The sequence below is a fragment of the Mitsuaria sp. CC2 genome (genome assembly GCF_048957715.1).
Taxonomy (GTDB): Bacteria; Pseudomonadota; Gammaproteobacteria; order Burkholderiales; family Burkholderiaceae_C; genus Roseateles.
The window spans coordinates 189,076-211,248 of the sequence record NZ_JARVXN010000019.1 but is presented as its reverse complement, the minus strand read 5'-3'; the positions used below and the strand labels follow the sequence as shown (position 1 = coordinate 211,248).

The following is a 22,173-nucleotide window of genomic DNA, read 5'->3' as shown; positions in this document are numbered from 1 at the left end:
ACGGGAAATCGCGTTCCAGGGATCAGAACGCATTTGCCGCTGGTCCAGGCCCCGGATCGATCCGATCCCTCGGGGCCCGCCAGCGGCAGGCGGCGCCATTGTCAGCGAAAGGTCCGCTTGAACCCGCCCCAGGACACTAGGGCTCACCCTAGGTAGGGCAGGCCTTCAGGGGCGCTCCTCGCGCAGCAGGCGCAGGCCGTTGAGCACCACCAGCAGGCTCGCGCCCGCGTCGGCCAGCACCGCCAGCCACAGGGAACCGATGCCCGCCAGCGTCAGCGCAGCCACGATCGCCTTCAGGCCCAGCGCCACCACGATGTTCTGCTTCAACACCGTCGCCACGCGCTCCGAGAGGACGATCAGTTCCGGCAGCTTGCGCAGGTCGTCCTGCATCAGCGCGATGTCGGCGGTCTCCAGCGCGGTCGCGCTGCCGGCGGCGCCCATGGCGATCGCGATGTCGGCACGCGCCAGGGCCGGCGCGTCGTTGACGCCGTCGCCGATCATCGCGACGGGGCCCTGTTCGTCGGCGAGCTTCGCGATCGCGTCGAGCTTGTCCTGCGGCAGCAGCGGCGCACGCACCGCGTCCTCCGGCATGCCGAGGCGGCCCGCCATCGCGACCGCGCTCGCGCGCTGGTCGCCGCTGAGCATCGTCAGGGTCAGGCCGCGCGCGCGCAGCGTCTTCAGGACCCCGGCGGCTTCCGGTCTCGGCGTGTCCGACAGCGCCAGCAGCGCCAGCGTCTGCGCGCCGCGCATCAGCCACACCAGTGTGTGGCCCTGTGCCTGCAGCGCGCGGGCGACGCTGCGCGCCTCGTCGTCGACGGCGCCGCGCTGCTCGGCCAGGCGCTCATTGCCGAGCGCGAAGTCGGCACCGTCCAGCTGCGCGGTCAGGCCCAGGCCGGGCAGGTTCTGCAGGTGATCAACGGGCGCCAGCATGGAGCCCACACGCTCCGCATGCGCCGCGACGATCGCCTGCGCGAGCGGATGCGTGCTGCCGGCGTCCAGCCGCGCCGCCAGGTGCAGGGCCTGATCGGCGCTCACCGACGGGTAGAGCGGCTGCACCGCCGCCAGTTGCGGCCGGCCTTCCGTCAACGTGCCGGTCTTGTCGAAGGCCAGCGTCTTCAACTGCCGCGCGCGCTCCAGGTAGAGGCCGCCCTTGATCAGGATGCCGCGCCGCGCCGCCGAGGCCAGACCGCTGACGACCGTCACCGGCGTCGAGATCACCAGCGCGCACGGGCACGCGATCACCAGCAGGACCAGGCCCTTGTAGACCCAGTCGCTCCAGGCACCGAGGCCCAGCAATGGCGGCAGCACCGCCATCGCGACGGCCACGAGCACCACCGCCGGCGTGTACACGCGGGCGAAGCGGTCGATGAAGGCCTGCGTCGGCGCGCGTTGCGATTGCGCCTGCTGCACGGCCGCGGCCATGCGGTCGAGCAGCGTGTGGCCCTTGCCGGCGGTGATTTCCATTTCCAGCAGGCCGTCGCCGTTGATGCTGCCGGCCAGCAGCGCATCGCCGGGGGCCTTGTCGACCGGCATCGCCTCGCCGGTCAGCGCGGCCTCGTTCAAGCTGGAACGTCCGGCGAGGAGGCGGCCGTCCAGCGGCACGCGCTCGCCCGGAGGAACGCGGACCCGCGCGCCGATGGCCACGTCCGCCGCGGGCACCGCGGTCCAGCGGCCGTCGGCGCCCTGCACCTGCGCCGTCTCCGGCGCCAGCTGCGTGAGCGCGCGGATCGCGTCGCGGGCACGCGCCAGGCTCAGGCTCTCCATCATCTCGGACAGGCCGAACAGCCACACCACCATCGCCGCCTCCGGCCACTGGCCCAGCACGATCGCGCCGATCACCGCCAGGCTCATCAGCAGGTGGATGTTGAGTGTCACGCTCTTCAGCGCGATCCAGCCCTTGCGCAGCGTCGGCAGGCCGCCCAGCAGCATGGTCGCCACCGACAGCGCGATCACCATCGGACCGGATTCGTCGAAGCCGGAGAACGCCAGCGTCTCCGCCGCGATCGCGGCGAGACCCGCAATCGCCATGCGCCACTTCAGGCCGGTCGAGATCGCCGGCGGCGGCGCGGGCGGCGGGGCTTCGGCCTCGATGGGCTCGGCGCTCATGCCGGCCGCGTTGATCGCCGCGCGCAGCGGCGCGTCATCGGGCAGGCGGTGATGGACGTCGAGCAGGCGGTTGATCAGGTCGAATTCGAGCGCGACCACGCCGTTCTTCCCCTGCAGCTGCTTGCGCAGCAGGCCTTCCTCGGTCGGGCAATCCATGCCGGCGATGAAATAGCGCTGCCGCGTCGTCCCGGCGAGGTCCTCGGCGGTCGGTGCCGGCGACCTCCGCGCCGGCGCGGCGCACGAGGCGCCGTGGTCGTGGTCGTGGTCGTGGCCGTGGTCGTGGTCGTGGTCGTGTTGATGACCGTCGTCAGCATCGTGGCGATGGCCACGCGCGGCCGGCGCCAGCTCAGGCGCGACGGCCGTGTGCCCGCAGCATCCGCCACAGGACGTGGCGGCGGACTCGGGCGCGGCGGGGCGGTGATCGTGTTCCTGATGTGCCATGGGGTCGATTGGATAGTCTGTAGCCGCTCCAAGGTCAAGCGGCTATCCTGACCGGCATGCGAATCGGCGAACTGAGCAAGTCCACCGGCGTGGACATCGAGACCATCCGCTTCTACGAGAAGAGCGGCCTGCTGCCCCCGCCCGCGCGGAGCGGGAGCGGCTGGCCTTCATCCGGCACTGCCGGGCGCTGGACATGTCGCTGGCGGACGTCACGCTGCTGCTGAGCAGCCTGGAGACCCGCGATCCCGAGGCACTGGTGAAGGTCGACGTGCTGGTCGCCGCTCAGCTCGGCAAGGTCCGCGCCCGGCTGCAGAGCATGCGGGCGCTGGAAGCTCAGCTGGTCGCGCTGCAGAAGCGCTGCGACCGGGACCACGACCACCATGCCTGCGGCATCCTCGAGGAGCTCGTGTCCGCCGCGCACGGCGAGGCCTGCGCCTGCCATCCGGAGGGCACGGTGCGGACGCCGGTGCCCACGCCCGCACCGCTCGGCCGCGAGGCCTGAGGCGCGGGTTCAGGCCCTCGCCGGCAACGCCGCCTGCACGAGGCGTTCGCGCAGCCTCGGCACCGCGAAGTCGATGAACGCCCGCAGCTTCAGCGGCAGACGACTCTGGCTGCGCGGCGCGTACACCAGGTGCACCGGCCGCGGCGCGGCTTCGAAGTCCTCGAGCACCAGCTGCAATCGACCTGCGCGGACGTCGTCGTTCACCTGGTACGACAGCACCCGGGACAGACCGGCTCCGGCGCGCGCAGCGTCGATGGCGGCATCGATGGTCGTGACGCTGAGGCGCGAACGGAAGGTCCCCGTGACCACCGCGCCGTCCTGCCGGAACGGCCACGCGCCGTCGCTGGACACGCTGCCGAAAGACACCACGCGATGGCGGCGCAGTTCGTCCGGCGTCCTCGGCGCGCCGTGGCTGGCCAGGTAAGCCGGCGAGGCGCAGAGCACCTGACGGCACTCGCCGAGCCGCGTCGCCACCAGGCTGCTGTCCGGCAGTTCGCCGATGCGCAGCGCGACGTCGATCTGGTCGTCGAGGAAATGCGTGACCCGGTCGGTGAACTTGAGGTCGACGGCGATCTCAGGGAAGGCGTCCAGGAACCCCGTGACCGTCGGCAGCACATGCAGGCGTCCGAACATCGTCGGCGCCGTCACGACCAGGTCGCCGCGCGGCTCGGTGTACTCGCCGGCGGCGGTGCGCTCGGCCTCGTCGAGCTGGTCCAGGATCGCCTTGGCCGCCTCGACGTAGGACCGTCCGGCGTCGGTCAGCTCCAGTCCCTTGGCCGAGCGGATCAGCAGCGTCGCGCGCAAGTGCTTCTCCAGGTCGGCCACCTTGCGACTGACGGTCGCCAGCGGCAGTCCGAGCCGTCGGCTGGCCTTCGACAGGCTGCCGGCCTCCACGGCGGCGATCAGCATCGCCATTGCGTCGAGTCGATCCATCGATGTGCAGACGCTCAGAAGTTAAAACCTCCCATATTTTGAGAGGGCCGATCTCGATCCTAGCGGCTTCCGGATGAATCCGGGAATGCCGAGACTGCGTCCCATGCTTTCCGAGGCGGGTCACCGACCCGGGGAAGGCGCCAGGGAACCCGTCATGAGCACCACCACCACCACCACCGCCGACCACGCCAGCATCCGCCATCGCACCGCGACCGTCCTCGGCCGGCAGGTGTTCTACCGCGAGGCCGGCGATCCGACCGCCCCGACCCTGCTGCTGCTGCACGGCCTGCCGACCAGCAGCCGGATGTTCAATCCGCTGATCCCGCTGCTGGCCGACCGCTTCCACGTGATCGCGCCGGACTACATCGGCTTCGGTCACTCGGACGCGCCGGATCGCAAGGACTTCGCCTACACCTTCGACAACCTGGCCGCGCACGTGGCCGGCCTCGTCGATGCGCTGGCACTGAGCGCGTACACGCTCTACATGCAGGACTACGGCGGCCCGATCGGGTTCCGGCTGTTCCAGCAACGGCCGGAGCAGGTGACGGGCTTCATCATCCAGAACGCCAATGCCTACCTGGAAGGCGTGGGCGACGAGGCCAAGACCGTGTTCGGTCCGCTGTGGGCGGCGCGCACGCCGGAGAGCGAAGCGCCTGCGCGCCAGCTCGTCACCATGGCCGGCACGAAGTGGCATTGGCTCGTCGGCGTGAAGGACCCCGAGCTGATCGACCCGGACCACTGGATCGTCGACCAGGCGCTGCTGGACCGGCCCGGCATCCAGGACGTCAACGTCGACCTGCTGGAGAACTACAAGACCAACGTCGCGCGCTATCCGGACTGGCAGGCCGCCTTCCGCCGTCATCGCCCGAAGACGCTGATCGTCTGGGGGAAGAACGATCCGATCTTCATTCCGCCCGGTGCGCGTGCCTACCTGAACGATCTGCCCGACGCGAAGCTGGTCTGGCTGGACGGCGGTCACTTCGTGCTGGACGAGTTCGCGTCCCAGGTCGCGGCCGAGATCAAGGCCGTCTTTCCGTGACGGAGTAGGCGTCGGCAGTCCCGGGCGGAGGCCGGGGAAGCCCGGACGGTTCAGTCCGAGGCTTGAACGGACGATGTAGAGTGCGGCCGCCCGCGTTACAACTTCAGCACATGAAGCGCGCGGCCGGCTCAACTTCCGCTGCCCCACGTCGCTCATGCGTGTCTGTTCACTGTCATCGGTCAAGAACCGCATCGTCCTCGGTCAACCGCTCGCCTTCAGCGTGCGCGACACCGACCGGACGCTGCTGCTCGCACGAGGACAGGTGATCGCCGACGAGGCGCAGCTCAGCGCGCTGATGCGCCGCGGGGCGCTGGTCGACGCAAGCGAGCTCGCCGAATCGGCACGGCAGACGCCGGCGCCGACACGCTCCGCCGCCTACCTCCGCGAGCGCCTGTCGGAGGAGTGGGGTCGCAGCCAGCAGGAGGTGCGCAATGCGCTGTCGTCCCCGCCCGAGCGCATGGCGGAGGCGCTCGATGGCGCCACGGCGCTGATGTTGTCCTTGATCGACAGCTCGCCCGAGGTTGCACTCTCTCAGGTGGTGCGCCAACCTGAATCCACCAGCGGCCATTACGGCGTTACGCATTCCTTGCACGCGGCCACCGCGTGCCAGGCGGCCGCCCGTTATCTGGGCTGGGGCCCGGACGATCAGCGTCGGGCCTTCCAGGCCGCGCTGACGATGAACCTGGGCATGCTGGACCTCCAGGCGCGTCTGTCCAGCCAGGTGTCGCCGCTGACGGCGATGCAGCGCGAGGCCATCCACGAGCATCCGATCCGCAGCGTCGAGATGCTGAGCGCCGCCGGCATCGACGATCCGGACTGGCTGGAAGCCGTGCTGCAGCACCACGAGACCCCGGATGGCCGTGGCTACCCCCATGGCGTCGGCGACATCGGCGAACTGGCCGAGATGCTGCGTTACGCCGACATCTACACCGCCCGCTTGAGCGCCCGCGCGAACCGGCCGGCGATGAGCGCGGCGCAGGCGGGAAAGGAACTCCACCAGATGGCCGCGCAGAGCCCGCTGGCGGCGGCGCTGATCAAGTCCTTCGGCATCTTCCCGCCGGGCAGCCTGGTGCGGCTGGCCAGCGGCGAGGTCGGGCTGGTGGTGCGCAACGGCGACAAGGCGCACCGTCCGATGGTGTCGGCCTTGACCAACGCCAACGGCGAGCCCCGCCAGACGCCGGTGCTGCGCGACAGCAGCCGCGAGGACCACGCCGTGGTCGCCCTGCTGCCCTCGCATGCGTCGCCGATCCGCCTGTCCGACGAGCGCATCGCGGCGCTGATCGCCGCCGCCTAGCCCGGGCAGGGCGGCCACGGCAGGGCGGCGGGAGGGCTCCCGGAGGCACCTTCGCAAAGCCTTGCAGTGGGCTCACCTCGACGCATCAGACTGACGAGCATCCACCTCTCTTTCAGTAGACCCGAGCCCCGTTCGCGGCGCGCAGACTCCGCCGCTTTCGGACATGGGGGATGCAGGTGGTTCAAATGGTCGAACTGAAATCGGGGCGCTGGCGCGCGGCGGTCGCGGCGGATCGAGGCGGGCGCTTGCGCTGGCTGGGGCAGAGCGGTCCTGGCGGACGCGAGCCGTGGCTGCGCCCGCTGCTGATCGAACGCACCCAGCTGGTCGGCGGCGGCGCCGTGAGATTGGCGCCCCCGTCCGTGGTGCCCGAGGAGATGGGACACCTGGTCCCGGATCCCGCCGCCTTCGACGAACCCTGGCGCATCACGCAGCAGTCGCCCGACGCGATCACGCTGATGCTGCATCCCCGCAGCCCGTCCCCAGGGTCCTGGGGCCTCCAGGCGAGCCAGACGCTGCGGCTGGACGAGCACCGGCTCGACTGGAGCCTGTCGGTGCGCAACCTGAGCCGCATGCCGATGCCGGCCCGCCTGGGCTGGCTGCTGCACTTCCCGGACGACTTCGCCGACGCCGCGTGGCTGGACGACTCCCTCGACGTGGTGAAGCTGTCCGGCCGCGATCACGTGGAGCGGCGCGATCCCTGGTGCGGCATCGCGTCGCTGAGCGGGGCCGGCGGGCGCATCGTGCTGCTGCGTGGAGAAGCGCCGCTCGACACGCTGAGCTTCTCGCGCCATGCGACGCGGTCGTCGGTCCAGGTCGGGCTGATGACGCCGGACTGGCCGCGCCTGGTGCCGCTCGCCCGGGGCGAGGAGCTCACGCTCAACGTGTCGATCGACCTGCTGGTGCCGCGCACGCCGCCGTTGCCGCGCGTGCCGCCGGACAACCCGTCGGGGTCGCCAATCCTATGAGGAGAGCGCCACCTATACTGCCGCGCGCTGCTCCCGCGGCTTCCCCCCATGCCGATGCTGCCCTCCCTCGCCGCCTTCCGGCCCTATCTGCGCGATGCCTTGCGCGACGATCTCGTCGCCGCCGTGGTGGTGAGCGTCCTCCTGATTCCCCAGAGCCTGGCCTACGCGATGCTCGCGGGTCTGCCGCCGCAGGTGGGCCTCTATGCCAGCCTGCTGCCGCCGCTCTTCTACGCGGCGCTCGGTTCCAGTCCCTTCCTCAACATCGGCCCGGTGGCGGTGCTGGCGCTGATGATCATGCAGACGCTGCAGCTCGCGCCCGCAGGGGTCAGTCCGAGCGAGGCCGCGCTGGTGCTGTCCGCCGAGGTCGGCCTGTTCCTCGGCGCGGCGGCCTTGCTGCGGCTGCACGCGCTGGCCGCGCTGCTGTCGGTGCCGGTGCTGCACGGCTTCGAGTCCGGCGCGACGATCGCCATCGCCGCGAGCCAGCTGCCGGTGCTGATCGGATCGACGGCGACCGGCGGCACGCTGCCGGACCTGTGGCATTCGATGTCGGCGCACGGCTTCGACTGGCGCGGCGTCGCGGCGCTGTTCGGCGTGGTGTCGCTGCTCGCGCTCGTCGCGGTGCGACGGCTGCCCAAGGGCCTGGTCTCACGCATCGCGCCGCTGGCGGTGCTGCTCGTCGGGATCGGTGTCGCGTGGGGCTGGGATCCCCAAGGCCTGCCGCGTGTGGGCGAACTGCCCCCGCTGGCGCTGGTGTTCACGCTGCCTCGGCTCGACACCGAACTCTGGACGGCGATGCTCCCCGGCGCCGCGCTGATCGGATTGCTCGGCTACGTGTCCAGCCTGGCCGTGGCGGAATCGCTGGCGCGCCGCGTCGGGCAACGCGTCGACGCGCGGCGCGAACTGATGGGCCTGTCCGTCGCCAATCTGGCGGCGGCGATGTCGGGCGGCATGCCCGCCGCGGCGAGCTTCTCGCGCAGCGTGCTGATGAGCGACGCGGGCAGCCGCACGCGCATGACCGGCGTCTTCGTCGCCGCGATGATGGGCCTGGTGCTGGTGACGATGTCGCCGCTGCTGGCCTGGGTGCCGAAGCCCGTGCTGGCGGCCAGCATCATGGTCGCGGTGCTGTCCGGCCTGAAGTTCGGCCCCTACGCCGACGCCTGGCGCTACGACCGCGCCGAGGCGCTGCTCATGACGGCGGTGACGCTGCTGGTGATCTTCGTCGGCATCACCGCGGCGCTGGGCCTGGGCGTCGCGAGCGCGATCGCACTGCTGCTGCAGCGCAGCGCCCGGCCGCACGTCGCGCTGATCGGCCGCATCCCGGGCACCGAGCACTACCGCAACGTCGAGCGCCACCACGTCGAGCTCGATCCCCAGGTCCTCGGCCTGCGCATCGACGAGAGCCTGCTGTTCCTCAACGGTCGCAGCCTGGCCGACGTCGTCCAGGCCCACCTCGACACGCACCCGACCACGCGACGCGTGCTGCTGCAGATGTCGCCGGTCAACAGCATCGACTTCAGCGGCCTCAGCGCGCTGAAGGAACTGCACGAGACCCTCGAGCGCCAGGGCCGGCGCCTCGACCTCAGCGAGGTCAAGGGCCCCGTGCTCGACCGGCTCAAGGCCAGCGGGTGGGAGTCGTGGTTCCGCGGGAAGATGTACCTGTCGCACCATCTGGGGATGAGCGACCCAGGCTGAAGCGGCTCAATGCACCTCGTTCAGATGCCCATGCTTGCGCAGGTCGGGGATGAGGAAGCAGACGAGGAACGCGAAGAAGCACATCACCGAGACGTAGGCGTAGAACGCGCTCTCGACGTTGGCGGACTTGAGGCTGAGCGCGACGAACTCCGCCGAGCCGCCGAAGATCGCGTTGCCGATCGCGTACGACAGGCCCACGCCCAGTGCGCGGATCTCGGGCGGGAACATCTCCGCCTTGATCAGTCCGCCGATCGAGGTGTACAGCGACACGATCGCCATCGCCACGATGATCAGGCCGAAGGCCGCGTACGGGCTCTGCACGCCCTTGAGCGCGGACAGGATCGGCCAGGTGCACACCGCTCCCAGGAGGCCGAACCACAGCATCGACGTGCGCCGGCCGATGCGGTCCGACAAGGCGCCGAACAGCGGCTGCATGCACATGTAGACGAACAGCGCCGCCGTCATCACCGTGCTCGCCACCTTCTTGTCCATGCCCACGCTCAGCACCAGATACTTCTGCATGTAGGTCGTGTAGGTGTAGAACGCCAGCGACCCGCCCGCAGTGAAGCCCAGCACGATCAGGAACGAGCGCATGTGCTTGCTGAACAGCTCGCGCATCGAGCCCGATTCCTTGCGGTCCAGTTGCTCGGCCTTCGCGGTCTCGGCGAGCGAGCGGCGGAGGTAGAACGCGATCACCGCCGTCGCCGCGCCCGCCGCGAACGGGATGCGCCAGCCCCAGTCGTGCATCTGCGCGTCCGTCAACGTCTGCTCCAGGATCGCCACGACCAGCACCGCCAGCAACTGGCCGCCGATCAGCGTCACGTACTGGAACGACGCGTAGAACCCGCGCTGGCCGCGCAGCGCGACCTCGCTCATGTAGGTGGCGCTGGTGCCGTATTCGCCGCCGACGGAAAGCCCCTGGAACAGGCGCGCCGCCAGCAGCAGCGCTGGCGCGAGGACGCCGATGCTGTCGTAGGTCGGCATGCAGGCGATGGCCAGCGAGCCGCCGCACATCATCAGCACCGAGATCATCATGGCCGTCTTGCGGCCCTTGCGGTCGGCGATCCGGCCGAACAGCCAGCCACCGATCGGACGCATCAGGAAGCCCGCGGCGAACACACCCGCCGTGTTCAGCAACTGGACCGTGGGATCGCCCTTCGGGAAGAAGGCATGCGCGAAGTAGATCGAGGTGAAGGCGTAGACGTAGAAGTCGAACCACTCGACCAGGTTGCCGGACGAAGCGCCGACGATGGCGAAGATGCGGTCACGTTTCTCGTGCGCCGTGTAATGCCCGGGAACGCCGGACGCCGGCGTCGAGCCGCCGGAAAGGGGTGGGGTCTTGGCAGTCATGGCGGGAGCCTACTCCCGCGATGGAAAACCCGCAGGCGCCGTTCGGACAAACCGAACGCCACGCGCACGGGGCAGGCGCTTAAGCCATCTCCGCCATCGCCAGTCGCACGCCGAAAGCGAGGAACAGCGCGCCGATGCTGCGGTTGAGCCATCGCCCGAGTGTGCGCGCCCACCCCTGCCCACGCGCACGAGCGCCTGCCACGGCGCTCGACCAGGCGAGCAGGTGGCACCACAGCATCCCGTTCACGTTGAAGACGGCACCGAGAAACAGGAAAGCCGCCGCCTTGCTAGGCGCGTCGGCCGAGATGAACTGAGGGACGAAGGCCAGGAAGAACAGCCCGACCTTGGGATTCAGCACGTTGGTGAGGAAGCCCTGCGCGAAGATCTTCCGCAGCGGGGCCGCGGGCGGCGCAACCTGGACGGCCTCCGGGCGCCTCTCCTCCGCCGGATCATCGGCACGGCCACCAGCGCGGTCAGCCCCGTCTTCGGCGGCGCGGCGCTTGAACAGCAGGCCGATGCCCAGGTAGACGAGGTAGGCCGCGCCGAGCAGCTTCACCACGGTGAATGCCGCCGTCGAGGCGGACAGCAGCGCCGACAGCCCCAGCGCCGCAGCCAGGATGTGGACACAGGTGCCGGCACCTATGCCCAGCGCCGCGGCCGAACCGGCGCGGAAGCCCTGCGTGGCGCTGCGCGCCATGATCAGCAGCGAGTCCGGTCCCGGCGTCATGTTGAGCAGCAGGCCGGAGGCGATGAAGAGGCCGAGGTCGTGGGTGCCGAGCATCGAAGACGTCTCCCGAAAGTCTCCCGAAAGGCCGCCATCATGCCGGCCCCTTGGGCGAGTCGCGCGACATTCGCGCAACGATTGTTCCGATCTTTTCAACGGAGTGTTGCGGAGGAATGGATTTAAGGGTCAACCCTTATCGTTCATAGTTCATCCCATCGACACATCGAAACCGCTTCCAGGAATCTCCACCAGGCGACGACTTGAAACCTCCGGGCAACCGGCAGATTTCAAACGACACCGACATGGATACCTCGCGCAATCGACGGGCCGAATCATCCACCCCGTGCCCCTTCGCTGTCGCCCTGGGACCGAATCTGAAAGGAAAGATCATGACCTCCAAGAACATCCTGGCCTCCGTCCTCTTCGCTTCCGCCGCCCTGGTGGCCGGCAGCGCGATGGCCGCGGACAACCCGCACACCCAGCCCGTCAACACCCCGAGCGCCGTGAGCCGCGCCGAAGTACTGGCCGACCTGGAGATCTATCGCGAATCCGGTCTGGCCGGCGTCGAGCAGTCGGAAACCTACGGCTACGACAACGCCCGCCGTGAAGCCGCCCAAGCCAAGTACGCCCAGCTGCGCAGCTCGCCGTACTACGCCACGCTGGTGAAGAAGTTCGGCGGCAGCGCCCCGGCCACCTCCGTCGCAGGTCGCTGAACGACGAGTTCCTGTTTCCTGATACCCGCCTGCAAGCAAACCCCCTGAGAGAGAACTCGAACAATAGTCGGTAGAGCGCATTTTCTAGGTCAAGGGCTCAGGCCCAGGTCGGTGGCGGTTCTCCGCACTCCTCCTGTCCGTTACCGACCGCCTATACCCCCTTCGGATGAGCCACTACTCGCCGAGGGGGTTTTCTTTTGCTTAAGCGTCGATTAAGCAAGGCGCCTTTGAACGCCATTGGATATTCACCCGATATTCAAGGCGAAGGCGGCCGCATATTCCTCCGATGCCAATCCGCCAGTCTCCCCGAGCGCCCGATCGAGGCGCATGAGCCGGGAATCCGGCGCGCCGCGCGCACGACCGTGCGGAATCCCGGAGAATCGCCCCGCGGCCCCCCCCAGCAGTCCCCTTTCCGGCGCCGCTTGATCAAGGGCATCGGATGGACCGGATCGTGCAAATGCGGGCATTCGCCCGGGTGGTGGAAACCGGCAGCTTCACCAAGGCGGCCGACTCGATGGATCTTCCCAAGGCCAGTCTGACGCGGCTGGTGCAGGCGCTGGAAGCGCGCCTGCGGGTCCAGCTGCTGACGCGCACCACCCGCAAGGTGACCGTCACGCAGGACGGCGCCGCGTACTACGAGCGGACCATGGCGCTCCTGAGCGAGCTCGAAGCCATCGACCAGGGGATGCTCCACGACCAGAGCAGGCCGCGCGGCCGGCTGCGCGTCGACGTGACCACGCTGACCGGCTCGCGGGTGCTGATCCCCGCGCTGGGCGATTTCCACGAGCGCTATCCCGATATCCAGATCGCACTGGGCGTCAGCGACCGCGCGATCGACCTGCTCGTCGACAACGTCGACTTCGTGCTGCGCGTCGGCCCCGTGCAGGACGCGGGACTCGTGGCGCGCCGCGTCGGGCAGATCCAGTTCTGCACCTGCGCGTCGCCGGCCTACCTGGCGAAGCACGGCACCCCTGACACGCCCGAAGACCTCGATCGGGAGCCGCATCAGGCCGTGGGCTATTTCTCCTCGCGGACCGGACGCGTGTTCCCGTTCGTGTTCCACCGCGGCGACGAGCGCATCGAGATCGAAGGCCGCCGACGGCTCGACGTCAACGACAGCAACGCCTACGTCGCCGCCGGGCTGGCGGGACTCGGCGTCGTCCAGCTGGCGAAGTACGCGGTCCAGGAGCAGCTCGCGAGCGGCGAACTGGTGCCGCTGTTCCCCGGGTGGCATCACAACGCCGTGCCGGTCTACCTGGTCTACTCGCCCAACCGCTACGTGTCGGCGCGCATGCGCGTGTTCATCGAGTGGGTGGCCGAGACGCTGGCGAAGAAGGGCCTTGGGCCGGACTGAGATGCGGAGCGAGGTGGGGGCGGACGCGCTCGCTCAGACGGCGCCCGCGGGCGAGCCGCCGCGGCCGATCAACCACACGACCAGCAGCACCATCAGCAGCACCCACAGCACGACGATCGCCGCGCCGACCTTGAGATTGCGCGGCAGCCGGCCGCGTTGTTCGGCGGCGCGCAGGCGCGCCCGCGCGATCACCTGCGGCGGCATCAGCCGGAGCACCAGCCAGAAGCCCAGCGGCACCAGGATGAGGTCGTCAAGCAGGCCCAGCACCGGGATGAAATCCGGGATCAGGTCGATCGGGCTGAGCGCGTAGGCCGCGACCGCGATCGCGACGAAACGCGCCAGCCAGGGCGCCTCCGGGTCGCGAGCCGCGTAGAAGACGGTGAGCAGCTCGCCCTTGAGCAGGGCGGCCCAGCGCTTGAGGGATCCGCGTTTCATCCCCTCATCATGCGTCAGCCGGCGCGCCGGCGCGTCAGTCCGCCCAGATGACTTTCCGGCGCTGGGCGATCCACTTTTCCAGACGCGGGCCGTAGACCTCGTCCACGCGGTTGCGGCGCACCTTGAAGGTGGGCGTGATCAGGCCGTTGTCCACGGTCCACGGCGTCGCCGTGACGATCAGGCATTCGAGCTGCTCGTGCGGGTCCAGCCGCGCATTGACCTTCTCCAGATGCTCGGCGAGTTCCTTCTCCAACGCGGCACGATCGCGCGCGGTGGCCTCGGGCGACAGCATCGCGATGCCCACGGGCTGCGCGAAGTTCGCGCCCGTCACCGCGCAGGCCTCGATGGCGGGATTCGTCGCCAGGCGGTCCTCGATCGGCGCCGGCGACACGTACTTGCCCTTGCTCGTCTTGAACAGGTCCTTCACCCGGCCGGTGATGCGCACGCAACCGGCCAACGCGCCCTTGTCGGAGATCTCCGCCTTGTCGCCGGTCTTCAGCCAGCCGTCGGCGGTGATCGTCTCGGCGGTCAGTTCGGGTTGCTTGTAGTAGCCGAGCATCAGCGCCTGGCTCTTCATCTGCAGCTCGCCGGTGATCGGATCCAGGCGCGTCAACACGCCGTCGTAGGCGGGGCCGACGCTGCCGATCTGGTCGCGGCCCGGCACGGTGATGTGCGACAGCGCGAGGTTCTCGGTCATGCCGTAGCCTTCGTTGATCGGCAGGCCCAGCGTGCGGTACCACTTCAGGAGGGCGACCGGCATCGGCGCCGCGCCGCCCGCGGCGAACTTGCATTCGTTCAGGCCCAACGCCTTCAGGATCTTCCTGCGCACCAGGTTGCCGATGAGGGGCAGCTTGAACAGCAGATCGAGCTTGGGCTGCGGCAGCTTGGCCTGCACGCCCTGCTGGAACTTGGTCCACAGGCGCGGGACGGAGAAGAAGACCGTCGGCCGCGCGCGTTGCAGGTCGGCGGCGAACGTGTCCAGGCTCTCGGCGAAGTACACCGTCATGCCGGTATGGAGCCAGCCGTGCTCCACCAGCGCGCGCTCGACGACGTGGGCCAGCGGCAGGTAGGACAGCATGCGGTCGGACTCCCCCAGCGGGATGCGCTTCAGACCGGTGGCGATGGCCCAGGCGAAGTTGCCGAACGAATGCATCACGCCCTTGGGCGCGCCCGTCGTCCCGGAGGTGTAGATGATGGTGGACAGCTCGTCGGCGGCGCGCAGGGGCTTGCCCTTGATCGGCGGGGTCTCGGCGCAGATCGCGTCCCAGTGGTCGTAGGTGTCCTGGACGTCGTCGGGCGAGACCGGATAGGAGATGCAGGGCAGGCCGAGCGGCACGCCCGGGCGCATGCCCTCCCAGCCGTCGAGCTTGCCGACGAACAGCAGCTTGGCTTCGCTGTGGCTGAGGATCTGGTGGATGGTGTCGGGGGCGAGCGTCGGATAGAGCGGCACGCTGACGTAGCCGGCCATCCAGATCGCCAGGTCGCTCATCAGCCACCAGGCGCAGTTCTTGGACAGGATGGCAACGCGGGCGCCGGGTTCCCAGCCCTGTTCGAGGCCCACCGTCTTCAGGTGCGCGGCCATGCGGCGCGCCTGGTCGGCGACCTCTCTCCAGGTGAAGTCCTTGACGACGCCGCCCCCCATGGGCTGACGCAGCGTGACCCGATCCGGCGTATCGGACTCCCAGGCGTAGAGGCGTTGCAGCGCCAGGGAATCGGCGGTCAGTCGGGTCGTCGTGGACATCGGGGGTCTCCTGTTGTTGTGGTGTTGACGCGTGACGGAATCAACATCGGAGACTACGACGGCCGACGTCGGCGAACGAGCGGGTTTCTTCGATGAATGTGATCGACTTGGCACCCTAAACCAGGGTTTCCTTTCGACACCCCGGCGTTCAGCCCTTTGCGGCCGCCGCTTCCAGCTCGGCGGCCACCAGTGCCTCCAGCGCCGGCAGCAGCACCTCGTCGCCGGTCTCCTTCGACACCGGCGCCTCGCCCAGCGCCGCGGCGCCTTCACGCTTGAGCCGGGCGACCCATTGGCCCGCTTCCTTGCCCTGGGGCAGGCCGGTGCTCTGCAGCAGCAGCGTGCCGTCGGCCGCGAGCAGCTTGAAGTAGAAGAGCCCGTCGGCTTCGCGGTACTGCTTGAACGCCGGCACCGTCGACTTCGCCTTGGCGGCCTGCGCGACCGGTGCGGCCAGGGCCTTGAAGCGACGCAGGCCCACAGCCTCGCGCGCCTGAGCCAGCAGCGGGCCCGCGATGGCGCGCGCCTTCGCGGCGCCTTCCATCAGGATCTCCTCGATCTTCTCGGGATTGGCCATGAGCGCTTCGTACTTCGCGCGCATCGGGCCGATCTCCGCGTCGATGAGGGCGAACAGCTGATCCTTGGCCTCGCCCCACGACAGACCGCCGTGCAGCGCCGCGCGGAAGCTCTTCCGCTGCTCCGGCGTCGCGAACGCGTCGTAGATCTGGACCAGGTGCGAGCCCTCGGTCTCCTTGGGCTCGCCGGGCAGACGCGAGTCGGTGACGATCTTCGAGATGGCCTCGCGCAACGCCTTCTCGCCGCCTTCGAACAGCGGGATCGAGTTGTCGTAGCTCTTGGACATCTTGCGGCCGTCCAGGCCCGGCAGCAGCTCCATCTCCTCGTCGACGCTGGCGTCGGGCAGCACGAAGAGCTCCGTCTTGAAGGTGTGGTTGAAGCGTTGCGCGACGTCGCGCGCCATCTCGATGTGCTGGACCTGGTCCTTGCCCACCGGCACGCGATGCGCGTTGAACATCAGGATGTCCGCGGCCATCAGGATCGGATAGCTGTACAGGCCCATCGTGATGCCGGCGTCCGGATCCTCGCCCGCGGCGACGTTCGCGTCGACGGACGCCTTGTAGGCATGCGCGCGGTTCATCTGGCCCTTGGACGTGACGCAGGTCAGCAGCCAGGTCAGCTCGGGGATCTCGGGGATGTCGCTCTGGCGGTAGAAGACGACCCGGCTCGTGTCCAGGCCGGCGGCCAGCCAGGTCGCGGCGATCTGCAGGCGCGAGGCCTCGATCCGGGCCGGCTCGTCGCACTTGATCAGCGCGTGGTAGTCGGCCATGAAGAAGAAACTCTCGGCGCCGGGTTCGCGGCTGGCCGCGATGGCGCGGCGCACCGCGCCGACATAGTTGCCGAGGTGCAGGGTGCCGGTGGTCGTGATGCCGGTCAGGACACGCAGGGTCATGGGAACTTGTCGCCGTCGTTTCTCGAGACGGCGATTGTCCCGCAAAGGCGGGCCCTTATCGGAGAGAGGGCGGCAGGCCGCTCGAGCCCAGCGTGGCCATCGCCTGGCCGAGGCGCACCGCGCCGCCGGGCTGCCAGTGCGCGTCGAACTGCATCGGCAGGTGCTTGGGAAACAGCAGCACGACGGTGGAACCGAGCAGGAAGCGCCCCATCTCCTCGCCCTTCGCGTAGCTGAAGTGCTCGTTCTCGTAGTGCCAGGTGCGCAACCGGCCCGGACGCGGCGGGTTGACGACGCCATGCCACGCGGTGGCCATCGAGCCGACGATGGTCGCGCCCACGAGCACCAGCACCCACGGGCCGTGCTCGCCCTCGAAGACGCAGACGACCCGCTCGTTGCGGGCGAACAGACCCGGCACGCCGCGCGCGGTCGTCGGGTTCACCGAGAACAGGTCGCCCGGCACATGCACCATGCGCACGAGGCGGCCGGCGCAGGGCATGTGGATGCGGTGGTAGTCGCGCGGGCTCAGGTAGATCGTCGCGAAGTGCCCATCGCGGAATTGCGCGCCCAGCTGCTGGTCGCCGCCGAGCAGCGCCGTCGTCGAGTACTGGTGGCCCTTGGCCTGGAAGATCTGGTCGGCGCGGATCGGACCGAACTGGCTGATGGCGCCGTCTACCGGGCAGATCAGCGGCACGTCGGCCAGCGGTCTCGCGCCGGGCTTCAGTGCACGGGTGAAGAAGTCGTTGAAGGTCGAGTAGGCGGTCGGATCGGACTCGGCCGCCTCGGCCATGTTCACGCCGTACTTGGCGATGAAACGCTTGATCGTCCAGGTCGTGAAGCCGCCCAGTTCAGCGCCCGCCAGACGACCGGCCAGCCGCGTCATGGCCCCCTTGGGCATCAGGTACTGGGGCAGGACGGCAAGGCGATCGGACACGGCGGTGGGCCCCCGGAAGGGCGAAAAAAGAGAGGCGGATTCTAGGCGGGCAAGTGCGAGTCCCGCACCCGGGTTGCTCCCGGGCCGCCAGAGGACCTCGGTACCATGCCGTTCTCCGCCCGCCTTCCCCCTGTTGCCTTACGGCGTCCATCTTCAGTGGTCCCTCCGATGTCGTCCTCCGAGCATGAGCACAGCTCGTTCTACAAGTTCGTCCGACTGAACGAAACTTCGGCCCTGGCGCAGCGCCTGCGCGATCTCAACGAATCGCTGGGTCGCGCCATCGGCGGCAACCTGCTCCTCGCCCCGGAGGGCATCACCGGCGCGATCGGCGGCCCGCCCGCCGCACTCGATGCCTACGAAGCCGCGCTGCGCGCCGAGCCGCCCTTCGCCGACATGCACTTCAAGCGCAGCTTCTGCACGACACGCCCGTTCACGCTGCTGAAGGTGCATGAGAAGCCGGAACTCGTCGCCTTCGGCCTGGACGGCGTGACAGGACTGGCCGACACGCGCAACACGCATGTCTCGCCGCGGGAGTGGCGGGAGCTGATCCGGCGCGACGACGTCGTCGTGCTCGACAACCGCAACCACTTCGAATTCGAACTCGGCCATTTCGACGGCGCGATCGATCCAGGCGTGCGGCACTTCCGCGACTTCCCGGCCTACATCGATGCCCACGCAGAGGCCTGGCAGCGCGAAGGCAAGACCGTGGCGATGTACTGCACCGGCGGCATCCGCTGCGAGAAACTGTCCGGCTGGATGACAGACCGCGGACTGACCGTGCGACAGCTCGACGGCGGCATCCTCAACTACTTCGAGCAGATGCCCGATGCCGACGCAGACTGGCGCGGCGAATGCTTCGTCTTCGACAAGCGGATCGCGATCGACACGCATCGCCAAGAAACGACGACGACAGCGGAAGAGGTCTACGGCGACGATCCCGCCGAAGCCTGGCGCCTGGCGCGAGCGAAGCGGCTGGACCCGAAGGGCTGAACACACACTTCGTCTGGCCAGGCGCGGGCACTCCAGGCAGCAGGGGGCATCGCGTCCGCGAACCCCCAGCAGCCTTCCGGCCCCACGGAGACTCGTTGCCCTCGGGCCTTGGGGTCAATCGGTCAGTGGGAGACGGCGCGGATTGCGCGTGTCGATGACGGCAGTGTGCGCAGCCTTGTCATGCAAGCCCTGGCGGTTGGCGTCCCACAGGATCTGCAGGAAACCCATGCCGCCCGTCGTCGCGCCGGCGGCGTAACCGCCGTAGCGACGCACGCAGAGCATCGGCTTGAGCGGCTTGCCGGTCAGCTCGACGATGCGCAGGCCCATCAGCCTCTTGCCCGGCGTCTGGCCCGGCCAGATGAGCGGGAACGCCACGAAATAGACGAAAGCCCAGGCCAGGTTCAGGCCCACGACTTCCCACCAATGCCGGAACATCTCGATGGGCGAGCGCTTGGCTTCGTCCCGCAGTTCGCGCACCTCTCGCTGCAACGCCTCGATGCGCGCACGGTCGGCCTTGCGCTGGGCCCCACCGTCCTGCTCCACCCGATCCGACGGCTCGCGCGCTTCCTGCCCGGGTCCGTCGGACACCGAGACGGCTGCAGCGGCTACAGCCTCGCGGCGGGCCTGCTTCGTCGGCTCGTCGATGTGTTCCATCGTGCTCGTGTAGAGCCCGAAGGCGACCAGGCACAACGCCGGCACCCAGCCCAGCCAGCCGCGCCAGCCGACTTCCCGCAGCACCTCGCCGCGCGAGGCGCGCTGGAATTTGTACCAACGCCACGCGACCCAGCAGCAGCCTCCGAGCAACGGCGCGTTGCCGAAATTCGAGAGCGCCGTCACCAGCGTCGCGTCGACCGCCATCGCCTTCGCACGCTGCCAGGGCGAGGCCAGTGGGAGGCCGAGCAACGCCGGGGCGACGTTGAGGTCTTCGGGCGTGATACAGCCACGCGGATCCTCGGGCGCTGACGTCGAGGGCGCGACCGCGGACGTGGACGGATCAATGGGCGGAATCATGGGGCGAGATTGTGGCGAGCGCGCTCGCGGTCCCACGCCCATGACTTCCCTAGGAGCACGCCTCTGGCACCAGGCCGTGCGGGCTGGCACCGCATCGGAAAGGAAGATTTCCTCCGCTGTCGGAGAACACCTTCGCTGGCGTCCCGGAGGACCGGGTCGCAAGATGCAACTTGATGTCCCGTCCGAGCGCCGGGCCATCCGGCAAACCCCGATAATTCGCGCTCGTCCACCGAATTCCACCCGCGCGCCCCGCGCCAGGCCATGTCCAACCTCATCGTCCACGGCGGCTCGCCCCTGAAGGGCCGCATCGTTCCCTCGGCCAACAAGAACGCCGTCCTGCCCATCCTCTGCGCGACGCTGCTGACGCGCGAGCCGGTACGGCTGCACGGCGTGCCCGAGATCACCGACGTCAAGAAGATCCTCGAGGTCTTCCGCAAGCTCGGCAGCAACGTGTCCGTGGACTTCAAGACCGGCGTGCTGGACCTGCACCACCTGGACACCCACTTCGACCCGGCGAAGGACCACCTGCCCGAGGAGATGCGCTCCTCGATCATGCTGGTGCCCGGACTGATGGCGCGCTTCGGCGCCGCCCGCATCGAGGACGACGTCAAGGGCTGCACGCTGGGCGCGCGCGAGATCGATCCGCACGTCGAGGTCTTCCAGCGTTTCGGCGCGAACGTCGACCGCGCCGCCGACGGCCTGGTGGTCAAGGTCGAGGGCCAGCTCCGCGCCAACGACCACTGGACCGACTACGCCTCCGTCACCACGACCGAGAACTTCGTCCTGTGCGCCGCGCTCGCGCACGGCACGTCGACCTTGATGAACGCGGCCAGCGAGCCGCACGTGCAGGAGTTCTGCCAGTTCATGCAGATGCTCGGCGCCAAGCTGGAAGGCCTGGGCACCTCGCGCTTGACCATCCACGGCGTCGCATCCCTGGGCGGCGGCGAGTTCACCTTCGCCGAAGACTTCCACGAGATCGTCACCTTTCTCGCGCTCGGCGCGATCACGGGCGGCGACGTCCGGGTCAAGAACTCGCAGCCGGAGCAGTTCCCGCTGATCGACCGCACCTTCGCCAAGTTCGGCGTGCAGATCATCCACGAGGACGGCTGGTCCCGCTCCGTCGTCGACGGCAAGCTCAAGGTCAAGGAACCCTTCACCCGCAACATCCTGCAGAAGGTCGAAGCGGCGCCGTGGCCCTACCTGCCCGTCGACCTGCTGCCCATCTTCGTTGCGCTGGGCGTCAAGGCCGAAGGCAGCGTGATGTTCTGGAACAAGGTCTACGACGGCGCGATGGGCTGGACCACCGAACTGTCCAAGTTCGGCGCCCACGCCTTCCTGTCGGATCCTCACCGCATGGTGACCTTCGGCGGCAAGACGCTCAGTCCCGCCGAGGTCGAGAGCCCCTACATCATCCGCGTCGCGATCGCGCTGCTGATGGTCGCGGCCAGCATCCCCGGCAAGTCCGTGATCCGCAACGCGACGCCGGTCCGCCGCGCCCATCCGCAGTTCGCCGAGAACATCACCCGCCTCGGCGCCAAGGTGGAATGGGTCGAGGGCGATTGATCCCTCCGCTGCGCGCGTTCGCCGGGCTTTGCGCCGCGCTGGGGATCCTCGCGTCCGCCGCGGCGCACACATCGTCGCCACCGCCGCTGGTGCGCTGGATGGTCCAGGACATGCCTCCGCACTTCGTCTATCGCGACGGCAAGCCGCCCCAGCAGGTCGAGGACCTGGGACAGGGCGAGATCGACGGCTTCCTGCGCCTGCTCATCGAGCGCATGCCGCAGTTCCGGCACGAGTTCGTCGAACTCAGCCTGCCGCGCTTCGAAGCCCAGGTGCGGCACGGCGAGACGCTCTGCTCCGTGCTGCACCTGCGCACGTCCGAACGGCTGCAGTGGCTGTACTTCACCTCGCTGCACCCGGCGATGATGTCGAGACAGATCCACGTGATCGTGCGACGCGACGATCTCGCGCGCTTCGAGACCAACGGCCAGCCGCTGCAGCTCGCGGACCTGCTGCGCCGCACCGACCTCACCGGCCTGCTGCCGCGCGATCGCAGCTTCGGTGCGCGCATCGACAAGCTGCTCGCCGCGAACCAGGAACGCGCGCCACGCTCGATCGTCGCCGGCCGCGGCGCCCAGTTGCTGCCGATGCTGCGCGCCAAGCGCATGGACTACACGCTCGAGTACCCGATCACCGTCGACGAGTACAACGCCGCGCATCCGGGCGCCCCTGAACTCGCCAAGCTGCCGCTGGCCGAGGGCCGCAGCACGCTGATGGCGACCGCCGCATGCAGCCGCACGCCGGAAGGCCGGCGCGCCATCGAGGCGATGGACCACGCCGTACGGCAGCTCGCCGCCGATCCTCAGCGGGAGGCCTGGATCAAGGCCTGGCGCAACGGCGCGACCATCGACGCCGACGACCTGCAGCGCCTGAACCGCTTCCTCGACGAGCGCGCGCGAGGTCCCGCGCAGATCGAATGAGCGGCGCGCC

18 protein-coding genes and 1 pseudogene are annotated in these 22,173 nt (G+C 69.1%); 10 read left to right on the top strand and 9 right to left on the bottom strand.

Going from position 1 to position 22,173, the window contains the following annotated elements:
• Window positions 1-165: 165 nt before the first annotated feature.
• Entirely contained in the window at window positions 166-2,547 is a 2,382-nt protein-coding gene (locus tag PV762_RS15135; RefSeq protein WP_421035838.1) for a heavy metal translocating P-type ATPase, read from the bottom strand.
• 56 nt (window positions 2,548-2,603) lie between these two features.
• On the opposite strand from PV762_RS15135, the pseudogene PV762_RS15130 reads away from it, so the two are divergent.
• A pseudogene (locus tag PV762_RS15130) lies at window positions 2,604-3,049 on the top strand (MerR family transcriptional regulator).
• 9 nt (window positions 3,050-3,058) lie between these two features.
• On the opposite strand, the gene PV762_RS15125 reads toward PV762_RS15130, so the two are convergent.
• Window positions 3,059-3,982: a LysR family transcriptional regulator gene (locus PV762_RS15125; protein WP_421035837.1), complete on the bottom strand. Its 924-nt coding sequence runs from the start codon at window positions 3,980-3,982 to the stop codon at window positions 3,059-3,061.
• A gap of 154 nt (window positions 3,983-4,136) precedes the next feature.
• Here PV762_RS15125 and PV762_RS15120 point away from each other — a divergent pair, with 154 nt between their 5' ends.
• From PV762_RS15120 to PV762_RS15105, 4 genes are all read left to right on the top strand, one after another.
• Entirely contained in the window at window positions 4,137-5,021 is an 885-nt protein-coding gene (locus tag PV762_RS15120; protein WP_421035836.1) for an alpha/beta fold hydrolase, read from the top strand.
• 154 nt (window positions 5,022-5,175) lie between these two features.
• A complete protein-coding gene (locus PV762_RS15115) occupies window positions 5,176-6,315 on the top strand; it encodes an HD-GYP domain-containing protein (RefSeq protein WP_421035835.1) in 1,140 nt (379 codons plus the stop codon).
• Between the two features lie 170 nt (window positions 6,316-6,485).
• Window positions 6,486-7,280 (top strand): hypothetical protein, encoded by a 795-nt coding sequence (locus PV762_RS15110; RefSeq protein WP_421035834.1) that lies wholly within the window; start codon window positions 6,486-6,488, stop codon window positions 7,278-7,280.
• A 48-nt stretch (window positions 7,281-7,328) separates the two neighbouring features.
• Entirely contained in the window at window positions 7,329-8,972 is a 1,644-nt protein-coding gene (locus PV762_RS15105) for a SulP family inorganic anion transporter (RefSeq protein WP_421035833.1), read from the top strand.
• Window positions 8,973-8,978: 6 nt separating this feature from the next.
• Here the strand turns inward: PV762_RS15105 and PV762_RS15100 are convergent, their stop codons facing one another.
• A complete protein-coding gene (locus tag PV762_RS15100) occupies window positions 8,979-10,322 on the bottom strand; it encodes an MFS family transporter (RefSeq protein ID WP_421035832.1) in 1,344 nt (447 codons plus the stop codon).
• Between the two features lie 79 nt (window positions 10,323-10,401).
• Window positions 10,402-11,103: a LysE family translocator gene (locus PV762_RS15095; protein ID WP_421035831.1), complete on the bottom strand. Its 702-nt coding sequence runs from the start codon at window positions 11,101-11,103 to the stop codon at window positions 10,402-10,404.
• A gap of 332 nt (window positions 11,104-11,435) precedes the next feature.
• On the opposite strand from PV762_RS15095, the gene PV762_RS15090 reads away from it, so the two are divergent.
• A complete protein-coding gene (locus PV762_RS15090) occupies window positions 11,436-11,759 on the top strand; it encodes a DUF4148 domain-containing protein (protein WP_421035830.1) in 324 nt (107 codons plus the stop codon).
• Window positions 11,760-12,216: 457 nt separating this feature from the next.
• Window positions 12,217-13,113: a LysR family transcriptional regulator gene (locus PV762_RS15085; RefSeq protein WP_421035829.1), complete on the top strand. Its 897-nt coding sequence runs from the start codon at window positions 12,217-12,219 to the stop codon at window positions 13,111-13,113.
• Between the two features lie 33 nt (window positions 13,114-13,146).
• On the opposite strand, the gene PV762_RS15080 is transcribed toward PV762_RS15085, so the two are convergent.
• The 4 genes from PV762_RS15080 to asd all read right to left on the bottom strand — a co-directional run bounded on the left by PV762_RS15080 (window position 13,147) and on the right by asd (window position 17,682).
• Window positions 13,147-13,548, bottom strand: a complete 402-nt coding sequence (locus PV762_RS15080; protein WP_421035828.1) for a YkvA family protein — start codon at window positions 13,546-13,548, stop codon at window positions 13,147-13,149.
• A gap of 34 nt (window positions 13,549-13,582) precedes the next feature.
• A complete protein-coding gene (locus PV762_RS15075; RefSeq protein WP_421035827.1) occupies window positions 13,583-15,289 on the bottom strand; it encodes an AMP-binding protein in 1,707 nt (568 codons plus the stop codon).
• 148 nt (window positions 15,290-15,437) lie between these two features.
• Window positions 15,438-16,751 (bottom strand): tryptophan--tRNA ligase, encoded by a 1,314-nt coding sequence (locus PV762_RS15070; protein ID WP_421035826.1) that lies wholly within the window; start codon window positions 16,749-16,751, stop codon window positions 15,438-15,440.
• A 55-nt stretch (window positions 16,752-16,806) separates the two neighbouring features.
• Complete coding sequence (asd, locus tag PV762_RS15065; protein WP_421035825.1) at window positions 16,807-17,682, bottom strand: archaetidylserine decarboxylase; 876 nt, start codon at window positions 17,680-17,682, stop codon at window positions 16,807-16,809.
• 168 nt (window positions 17,683-17,850) lie between these two features.
• On the opposite strand from asd, the gene PV762_RS15060 reads away from it, so the two are divergent.
• Complete coding sequence (locus tag PV762_RS15060; RefSeq protein WP_421035824.1) at window positions 17,851-18,672, top strand: rhodanese-related sulfurtransferase; 822 nt, start codon at window positions 17,851-17,853, stop codon at window positions 18,670-18,672.
• Between the two features lie 114 nt (window positions 18,673-18,786).
• Here PV762_RS15060 and PV762_RS15055 read toward each other — a convergent pair whose 3' ends face one another.
• Entirely contained in the window at window positions 18,787-19,683 is an 897-nt protein-coding gene (locus PV762_RS15055) for an RDD family protein (RefSeq protein WP_421035823.1), read from the bottom strand.
• Between the two features lie 261 nt (window positions 19,684-19,944).
• Here PV762_RS15055 and PV762_RS15050 point away from each other — a divergent pair, with 261 nt between their 5' ends.
• Together PV762_RS15050 and PV762_RS15045 are read left to right on the top strand one after the other, a co-directional pair.
• Entirely contained in the window at window positions 19,945-21,246 is a 1,302-nt protein-coding gene (locus PV762_RS15050; protein ID WP_421035822.1) for a UDP-N-acetylglucosamine 1-carboxyvinyltransferase, read from the top strand.
• Entirely contained in the window at window positions 21,243-22,163 is a 921-nt protein-coding gene (locus tag PV762_RS15045) for a TIGR02285 family protein (protein ID WP_421035821.1), read from the top strand. Before PV762_RS15050 ends, PV762_RS15045 begins: the two co-directional genes overlap by 4 nt.
• The last annotated feature ends 10 nt before the right edge of the window (window positions 22,164-22,173 follow it).

Coding starts and splice junctions, on each gene's coding strand:
- PV762_RS15135 (WP_421035838.1), bottom strand. CDS start 2,547: ATGGCACATCAGGAACACGATCACCGCCCCGCCGCGCCCGAGTCCGCC.
- PV762_RS15125 (WP_421035837.1), bottom strand. CDS start 3,982: ATGGATCGACTCGACGCAATGGCGATGCTGATCGCCGCCGTGGAGGCC.
- PV762_RS15120 (WP_421035836.1), top strand. CDS start 4,137: ATGAGCACCACCACCACCACCACCGCCGACCACGCCAGCATCCGCCAT.
- PV762_RS15115 (WP_421035835.1), top strand. CDS start 5,176: ATGCGTGTCTGTTCACTGTCATCGGTCAAGAACCGCATCGTCCTCGGT.
- PV762_RS15110 (WP_421035834.1), top strand. CDS start 6,486: ATGCAGGTGGTTCAAATGGTCGAACTGAAATCGGGGCGCTGGCGCGCG.
- PV762_RS15105 (WP_421035833.1), top strand. CDS start 7,329: ATGCCGATGCTGCCCTCCCTCGCCGCCTTCCGGCCCTATCTGCGCGAT.
- PV762_RS15100 (WP_421035832.1), bottom strand. CDS start 10,322: ATGACTGCCAAGACCCCACCCCTTTCCGGCGGCTCGACGCCGGCGTCC.
- PV762_RS15095 (WP_421035831.1), bottom strand. CDS start 11,103: ATGCTCGGCACCCACGACCTCGGCCTCTTCATCGCCTCCGGCCTGCTG.
- PV762_RS15090 (WP_421035830.1), top strand. CDS start 11,436: ATGACCTCCAAGAACATCCTGGCCTCCGTCCTCTTCGCTTCCGCCGCC.
- PV762_RS15085 (WP_421035829.1), top strand. CDS start 12,217: ATGCGGGCATTCGCCCGGGTGGTGGAAACCGGCAGCTTCACCAAGGCG.
- PV762_RS15080 (WP_421035828.1), bottom strand. CDS start 13,548: ATGAAACGCGGATCCCTCAAGCGCTGGGCCGCCCTGCTCAAGGGCGAG.
- PV762_RS15075 (WP_421035827.1), bottom strand. CDS start 15,289: ATGTCCACGACGACCCGACTGACCGCCGATTCCCTGGCGCTGCAACGC.
- PV762_RS15070 (WP_421035826.1), bottom strand. CDS start 16,751: ATGACCCTGCGTGTCCTGACCGGCATCACGACCACCGGCACCCTGCAC.
- PV762_RS15060 (WP_421035824.1), top strand. CDS start 17,851: ATGTCGTCCTCCGAGCATGAGCACAGCTCGTTCTACAAGTTCGTCCGA.
- PV762_RS15055 (WP_421035823.1), bottom strand. CDS start 19,683: ATGATTCCGCCCATTGATCCGTCCACGTCCGCGGTCGCGCCCTCGACG.
- PV762_RS15050 (WP_421035822.1), top strand. CDS start 19,945: ATGTCCAACCTCATCGTCCACGGCGGCTCGCCCCTGAAGGGCCGCATC.